This is a genomic window from Fibrobacter sp., from assembly GCF_045112255.1.
GTDB lineage: Bacteria > Fibrobacterota > Fibrobacteria > Fibrobacterales > Fibrobacteraceae > Fibrobacter.
The window spans coordinates 1-8425 of sequence record NZ_JBGUHR010000107.1; the positions used below are offsets into that span (position 1 = coordinate 1).

The 8425-nt window shown below is 53.6% G+C and carries 4 protein-coding genes and 1 pseudogene; all 5 read left to right on the forward strand.

The window, feature by feature from the left end; translation table 11 throughout:
• Positions 1 to 561, forward strand: a 561-nt coding sequence (gene rplA, locus ACJMM9_RS13795; RefSeq protein ID WP_405328108.1) for a 50S ribosomal protein L1, incomplete at its 5' end; no start/stop codon positions are given.
• A gap of 8 nt (positions 562 to 569) precedes the next feature.
• Entirely contained in the window at positions 570 to 1103 is a 534-nt protein-coding gene (gene rplJ / locus ACJMM9_RS13800; protein WP_014545988.1) for a 50S ribosomal protein L10, read from the forward strand.
• 51 nt (positions 1104 to 1154) lie between these two features.
• Positions 1155 to 1529 (forward strand): 50S ribosomal protein L7/L12, encoded by a 375-nt coding sequence (gene rplL, locus ACJMM9_RS13805; RefSeq protein WP_015731969.1) that lies wholly within the window; start codon positions 1155 to 1157, stop codon positions 1527 to 1529.
• A 105-nt stretch (positions 1530 to 1634) separates the two neighbouring features.
• Positions 1635 to 5924: a DNA-directed RNA polymerase subunit beta gene (rpoB, locus tag ACJMM9_RS13810; RefSeq protein ID WP_405328112.1), complete on the forward strand. Its 4290-nt coding sequence runs from the start codon at positions 1635 to 1637 to the stop codon at positions 5922 to 5924.
• 2 nt (positions 5925 to 5926) lie between these two features.
• A pseudogene (locus tag ACJMM9_RS13815) lies at positions 5927 to 8425 on the forward strand (DNA-directed RNA polymerase subunit beta'); the annotation flags it as partial.

Below are 8425 nucleotides of genomic sequence, written 5' to 3' on the forward strand. Positions count from 1 at the left end.
CACTTCAATCTCGGTGTGGACCCAAAACATTCCGACCAAGTGGTTCGTGGCACTGTCGTGCTTCCGCATGGTACCGGTCGTCAGGTCCGCGTCTTGGTGTTCTGCAAGGACAACAACCTTGAAGTTGCCAAAGCCGCAGGTGCTGACTACGCTGGTGGTGCCGACTTGGTTCAGAAGATTCAGGAAGGCTGGCTGGATTTCGACGCCGTCGTTGCTACTCCCGACATGATGCCGGTGATTAGTAAGGTCGCACGTGTCCTCGGTCCTCGTGGTATGATGCCGAGCCCCAAGGCTGGTACGGTGACTGTTAACGTCGCTCAGACCGTCAAGGAACTCAAGGCCGGTAAGATTTCCTACCGCGTTGACAAGGGCGCTAACGTCCACGCTCCGGTTGGCAAGCTTTCCTTCACTGCCGATCAGCTCGTTGAAAACACGAAGGCTGTCATCGACTCTGTTGTGAAGAATAAGCCTCAATCTTCTAAGGGCACTTACATCAAGAGCCTCACATTGACGGCTACGATGGCCCCGGGCATCAAACTTGATATGGCACTGACGCGCTAGGAGAAACCATGAAAGCTGTAGTTAAAAAACAACAGACCGTGGACGCGCTCGTCGAGTCCTTCAAGGGCGCTACCGCCGTCTATCTGCTCAATTTCCAGGGCATCACTGTCGATAAGGACAATGCCCTCCGCAAGGCCCTCGCTGCTAAGGGTGTCAAGTACCACGCTGTGAAGAACACTCTTCTCAAGCGCGTTCTCGAAGCACTCAAGGTTGAAGGTCTCAACGACTCCCTCACTGGCGCAACGTCTGTGATGGTCGGTTTTGAAGAAGACCCGCTCCTGCCGGCTCGCGAAATTGAAGCATTCCACAAAGCAAACCCTGATTTCTTGGTTGCCAAGAGCATTTACCTTGATGGCAAGGCAATGCCGGGCTCCGAAGTCGTGAACCTCTCCAAGATTCCGGATCGTAAGGGCATGATCGCAATGATCGTCTCCATCGCTCTCGGACCTGGCTCCACGATCGCCGGTCAGCTCAAGACCCTCCAGGAAAAACTGGAAAAAGAATCGGGTTCCGAAGCAGCCCCTGCTGCAGCGGAAGCTTAACAACAAACCACAAACCAAAAATTTTAAACGGAATAATCGGAGAAACACATCATGGCAACTGATATCAAGGCATTGGGCGATCAAATCGTTGGTCTTACCCTTCTCGAAGCCAAGGCTTTGGCTGACTACCTTAAAGAAACCCACGGCATCGAAGCCGCTGCCGGTGGCGCTGTAGTTATGGCTGCAGCTGCTGCAGCTCCTGCTGAAGAAAAGACCGAATTCGACGTCATCCTCGCCGAAATCGATCCGGCCAAGAAGATGGCTATCCTCAAGGAAGTTCGCGCTATCACGGGTCTCGGCCTCGCTGAAGCCAAGAAGGTCGTCGAAACTGCCAACAGCGTCATCAAGGAAGCTGCACCGAAGGCTGACGCCGAAGCTCTCAAGAAGAAACTCGAAGAACTCGGAGCAAAGGTTACCCTTAAGTAATGCTTTTGCTGCATTAATTCTTCCTTACCAATTGCCTGCACAACAGTGCGGGCTTTTGGTGTTTTTTGACTATTATTAGGCTCTTCACCGGATGAGGTATTTCTAATGACGACGGAGCGAAAATCCTATTCCTCCAACAAGTTCCACCTGGAACTCCCGTACCTGATCGAAGTCCAGAAGGCTTCGTACGAGCAATTCCTTCAAAAGGACATTCCGCAAGAAAAAAGGATGAACGTCGGGCTTGAACGCGTGTTCCGCGATATCTTCCCGATCACCGATGACAAGGATCTGTATTCCTTGAAGTATGAAGGATATTATTTCGGCATCCCGAAATACAGCATCCCCGAATGCCGTGAGCGCGGTCTCACGTATTCCATGGAACTTTTTGCAACTCTCTCCCTCCAGGTGTTTGAAAAGGACGGAGAAGAAAGCAAGCTCAAGGAAGAAATCAAGAACGATGTCTTGGTTTGCGAACTTCCTATCATGACCGAGAACGGAACGTTTATCATTAACGGCGCCGAACGCGTCGTCGTTTCGCAGTTGCACCGTTCTCCTGGTGTGAGCTTTGACGAAGAAATGCAGCCCAATGGCCGCTCTGACTACAAGAGCCGTATTATTCCGCATCGCGGCGCATGGGTTGAATTCAACACCGAAGGCGACATCCTTTACCTCATCATCGACCGCAAGAAGAAGATCGCCGCTACTGCCATGCTTCGCTGCATCGGCTTCGAAACGACTCAGGACATCCTGAACCTCTTCTACAAGAAGACGGACGAAATCGTTCTCGACGATGCCGCATTCAATGACTTTGACAAGGAAGGTGTCTGCACCCTCATCAACCGCATCATCTTCAACGATGTCGTTGACGAAGAAACGGGTGAAATCATCCTCGAAGCTAACACTGTCATCGACGACAAGAAGCTCGAACGTCTCCGCGAAAGCAGTGTCGAAAAGATCACCGTGCTTTCCAAGGAAGAAGACAACCTCCTCATCCACTACACGCTCGCTGCCGACAAGACGAAGTCCCGCGAAGACGCCCTCAAGGCTGTCTACTCCGTGACCCACCAGCAGCAGGAAGAAGCTCCGAACCTCCAGACCGCCGAACGCTACTTCGACGAACTCTTCCTCAACGACCCGCACAAGTACGATCTTGGCGAAGTCGGTCGTTACCGCTTGAACGCAAAGGTTTACACCGCTGCTATTCTTGCCAAGGTTAAGGAAGTTGCTGAACGCTTCGACCGCGTCAACGAATTCAAGATGCCGTCTGTGACCCAGATGACGATGAGCAAGACTGACTTCCTCGCTATCATCGAATACATGGTCGGCCTCTTCAACGGCGACGAAGGCTACACTCTTGACGATATCGACCACTTGGGCAACCGTCGTACACGTTCCGTGGGCGAACTCCTTGCCGGTCAGATTTCCGTCGGCCTCTCCCGTATGTCTCGCGTCATCCGCGAAAACCTTTCTCTCCATTCCGAAGAAGAACAGACGACTCCGCGCGAACTCGTGAATACTCGCATGGTCTCTACGGTCGTCCAGGCATTCTTTGGCCAGAGCCAGTTGTCCCAGTTCATGGACCAGATGAACCCGCTTTCTGAACTTACTCACAAGCGTCGTCTCTCCGCTCTCGGTCCTGGTGGTCTTACCCGTGAACGTGCAGGCTTCGAAGTCCGTGACGTTCACTACACGCACTATGGCCGCCTCTGCCCGATCGAAACTCCGGAAGGTCCGAACATCGGTCTTATCAACTCCCTCGCATCTTACGCCGTGGTGAACCACTTCGGCTTCATCGAAACCCCGTACCGTATTGTGGGTCTCGTTGAATTCAAGGACGCACAGGGCAACAAGTGCTACTTCCCGGAAGAAAAGTGGCATTTCGGCATCTTCAAGGGCTTCGTTCATGACCCGCACCTCTTTGTGGAACTTGAACTTACCCAGAAGGAAATCGACACTGTCCGCTTGAACCTCGACAACCGCCAGCGCGAATTGTTCGAAGGCTTTGTGAACAAGGTGTTCCAGCTCAAGGATGCCGACGGTAATGTTTCTTACTGCAAGAACGGCTTTGCCCTCGATGATTTCGACGGCACTCCGGACTACGTGCAGGTGGGCGACGTCGTGGAACAGATCGTTTCCGACTACATCAGCTACCTCACTGCAGACGAAGAAGACTCCTTCAAGGTCGCTCCGGCTTCTACCGAACTTGATGAAAACAACCGCTTCAAGGGCGACATGGACGGCTACGTCATCGTCCGCGACAAGAGCGAATACCCGCACTTGATGAAGCAGGATTCCATCGCCATCGGCGACACCGAAACCGAACGTATCGACCTCATGGACGTGGCCCCGATGCAGATCGTGTCTGTGGCTGCAGGTCTTATCCCGTTCCTTGAACACGATGACGCTAACCGTGCATTGATGGGTTCTAACATGCAGCGCCAGGCTGTGCCTCTGCTCCGCGCCGAAGCTCCGGTCGTGGGTACTGGCCTCGAACGCCGTGCCGCTCTTGACTCGGGTACGGTTGTCCGTGCAAAGCACGACGGTAAGGTCACGTTTGTTGACGCTCGCAACATCACTGTGCAGCGCGGCAAGATGGTGAACGGCGTATTTGAACCGCTCACTGGCCTTGGCGAAAACTATGAATTCCTCGGCAAGGATCCGATTGACGAATACAAGCTCCGCAAGTTTGAACGTTCCAACCAGGATTCCTGCATCAACCAGAAGCCGATCGTGAACGTGGGCGACTTTGTGAAGGTCGGTGACGTCTTGGCTGACGGTGTTTCTACTGACCACGGCGAACTCGCTCTCGGTAAGAACATCCTCATCGGCTTCCTCCCGTGGAACGGTTATAACTACGAAGACGCTGTCATTATCTCCGAAGAACTTGCCATCAAGGACACGTTCACTTCTATCCATATCGAAGAATACGAAATGGAAGTCCGCGACACCAAGCGCGGTCCGGAAGAATTGACTCGTGAAATTCCGAACGTCGGTGAAGACGCTCTCCGTAACCTCGACGAAAACGGCGTGATCCGCGTCGGTGCTGAAGTCGGTCCGGACGATATCCTCGTCGGTAAGGTTACCCCGAAGGGCGAAACCGAACTCACTCCGGAAGAACGTTTGCTCCGTGCCATCTTCGGTGAAAAGGCCGGCGATGTGCGTGACTCTTCCCTCAAGGCTCCTCCGGGAATGAAGGGCGTCGTGCTCGAAACCCGTATCTTCAGCAAGAAGGACAAGGCCGACAAGAAGAGCAAGGAAAAGGATCAGGAAACGATCGAAGAAATTCGTCAGAATTTCCAGAGCCAGATCGACCGCATCAAGGATGCATGCCGTGAACACTTGTTCGACCTCCTCGCAGGCAAGTCTGCTGGCAAGGTCATGGACAACGAAACTCACGAACTTTTGATCCGCGAAGGTCAGACTTATAACGAACAGAACCTCAGATTCATCGACGTGACGAAGGTCTCTCCGAACTCCACATTCGTTGTGGACGACGATGACCTCCAGGACAAGGTGCTCTCTCTCGTTCTCGTTGCCCGCGACAACCTCGATACCCTTACCCGCACGATGGAAAAGGAAATCGACAAGGTCACGAAGGGTGACGAACTCAAGCCGGGCGTTTTGAAGAGCGTCAAGGTGTACATTGCCAAGAAGCGTTGCCTCTCCATCGGTGACAAGATGGCAGGTCGCCACGGTAACAAGGGTGTCGTCTCGAGAATCGTTCCGGTCGAAGACATGCCGTTCACTGAAGACGGTCGTCCGCTCCAGATTCTTCTGAACCCGCTGGGCGTGCCTTCTCGTATGAACATCGGTCAGGTGCTTGAAGTTCACTTGGGCTGGGCTGCAAAGACGCTTGGCTTCAAGGTGACGACTCCTGTGTTCGACGGTGCCAAGTTCGAAGATATCTGCAAGGAACTCGAAAAGGCTTACCAGAAGAACCCGATCGTGAACTACGAAATGGATCCGGATAACAACAAGATTATCGGTAAGGCCAAGCTTTACGACGGTAAGACCGGTGAAGCCCTCCTGAACCCGGTGACCATCGGTTACATGTACTACCTCAAGCTCGGTCACTTGGTCGATGACAAGATCCACGCACGTTCTATCGGTAGCTACGCTCTCGTGACGCAGCAGCCGCTTGGCGGTAAGAGCCAGTTCGGTGGCCAGCGCTTCGGTGAAATGGAAGTGTGGGCTATGGAAGCTTACGGCGCCGCTTACACGTTGCAGGAACTCCTCACCGTCAAGTCTGACGATGTGCAGGGCCGTTCCAAGGTCTATGACGCCATTGTCAAGGGTCAGAATACTCCGAAGCCGGGTATCCCTGAATCCTTCAATGTTATGATTCGCGAAGTTCATTCTTTGGGTCTTGATATCGAGACCACTGGAGACAAGTAATTATGGCTGAAGAAATGACTGAACAGTTTGGCGACATTTCTATTCATCTCGCCTCCCCGGACCTGATCCGTTACTGGTCCTATGGCGAAGTGACAAAGCCGGAAACGATTAACTACCGTTCCTTCAAGCCTGAAAAGGATGGTCTTTTCTGCGAAAAGATCTTTGGACCGGTTAAGAACTGGGAATGCAACTGCGGTAAGTTCAAGCGCATCCGCTACAAGGGCGTCATCTGCGACCGTTGCGGCGTTGAAGTGACTCACTCCAAGGTCCGTCGCGAACGCATGGGCCACATCGAACTTGCTATCCCTCTGACCCACACCTGGTTCGTCCGTAACCAGCCGTGCGTCATCGGTGCACTCCTCAACCTCAATACTAAGGACCTCGACCATATCATCTACTACGAAAAGTACGTGGTGATTGATCCGGGTACGACCGACCTCGAACCGAACTCCCTGATTGACGAAGCTCAGTATCAGGACCTCGTTGCCGAAGGCCGTGAATTTGAAGCCAAGATGGGCGCATCTGCTATCAAGCAGTTGCTCGACCGCGTCGACTTGACCAAGCTCTCCGAAGAACTCCGCTTGCAGGCTACTTCCAAGTCCAAGACCAAGCAGGACGACGCCGTGAAGCGCCTCAAGGTCGTCGAAGCCTTCAAGAAGTCCCAGATGGAAAGCTTCCGCAGCTACTACAAGAATCCGGATCCGGCCCGCGACGCAAGCAAGGCCTGGCTCAAGGGTCTTGCCGAAGCTGTTGCCGAATTCAAGGTAGACTACGAAGCCAAGCACTCTGACTTTGTGCTTGCCGATGCCTACGAAGAATTCCGCCACAAGTATCCGAACGAAGCTCGTCTTCTCGCTAACCAGCCGTCCTGGATGATCCTCGATGTGCTTCCGGTTATCCCGCCTGATCTTCGTCCGCTCGTACCGCTCGAAGGTGGCCGCTTTGCTACCTCCGACTTGAACGAACTCTATCGCCGTGTCATCAACCGCAACAACCGCTTGAAGAAGTTGATCGACATCCGTGCCCCCAACGTGATTCTCTGCAACGAAAAGCGTATGCTCCAGGAAGCTGTCGACCAGTTGTTCGATAGCGGCCGCCGCACCGCTCGTGCAGGTTCTGCACGTCCGCTCAAGAGCCTCGCTGAACTCCTCAAGGGTAAGCAGGGCCGCTTCCGTATGAACTTGCTCGGTAAGCGTGTTGACTACTCCGGCCGTTCCGTGATTGTCGTGGGACCGGAACTTCGCATGCACCAGTGCGGTCTCCCGAAGCGCATGGCTCTTGAACTTTACAAGCCGTTCATCATCCAGCGCTTGGAAGAAGAAGGCATTGTCTACACGCTCAAGTCTGCTAAGAAGTACGTTGACGCAGAACGTCCTGAAGTTTGGGACATTCTCGAACAGATTATTGAAGACCACCCGGTCATGTTGAACCGCGCTCCGACGCTTCACCGCTTGGGTATCCAGGCCTTCTATCCGAAGCTCATCGAAGGTAACGCGATTCGCCTCCACCCGCTCGTCTGTACAGCATTCAACGCTGACTTCGACGGTGACCAGATGGCTTGCCATCTTCCGCTCAGCTTCGAAACTCAGCTCGAATGCCGCGTGTTGATGCTTTCTTCGAACAACATTCTTCACCCGGCTTCCGGTCAGCCGATCGCTGTGCCGGGCCAGGACATCGTGCTTGGTCTGTACTACCTCACCAAGCCGCGTCCGAACCGCAAGGGTGAAGGCATGCACTTCTACGACCCGGCCGAAGCCGTTCGCGCTTACGAAAACGACGTCGTGGATTTGAACGCCAATGTTTACTTGAAGCTCCCGGCAGGTCGCAAGATCTATATGGGCGCTCTCGAAAAGGATTGTACCTGCATCCGCGAAATGGCCGATGACAATGGCAATCTCGAAGTCCAGGTCAAGGCTGGCGAAAAGATTAAGTTCCTTACCCTCAAGGAAGACAACGTCATCAAGACGACTGTCGGCCGTATCATCTTCAACGAATTTGTCCCGAATGCTCTTGGCTACGCCAACGAAACTTTCGGCAAGAAGGTGATTGCAAAGTCCATCGACGACCTCTATCGTCGTACCGGCAACCGCGTGACCGTCGACTACCTCGACGACCTCAAGGCCAACGGTTACAAGTGGGCAACGCGCGCTGGTTCCTCTGTGGCTATCGCCGAAATGGTGATCCCGAAGGAAAAGCAGGAAATGCTCGACAAGGCTGCCGAAGCAGTTTCCAAGATTCGTGGCCTCTACGAAGACGGTGTCATTACTGACGGTGAACGTTATAACCAGACGATTGACGTGTGGTCCAAGACGACGTCCGACGTTGCTGCCAAGCAGTGGGATTTGCTCTCTCACGACCGTGACGGTTTCAACCCGGTCTACATGATGGCTGACTCCGGCGCTCGTGGTAGCCGTGAACAGATTAAGCAGCTGTCCGGTATGCGTGGTTTGATGCAGAAGCCGATCAAGCAGCTCGGTGGTCAGGAAGTTATTGAAAACCCG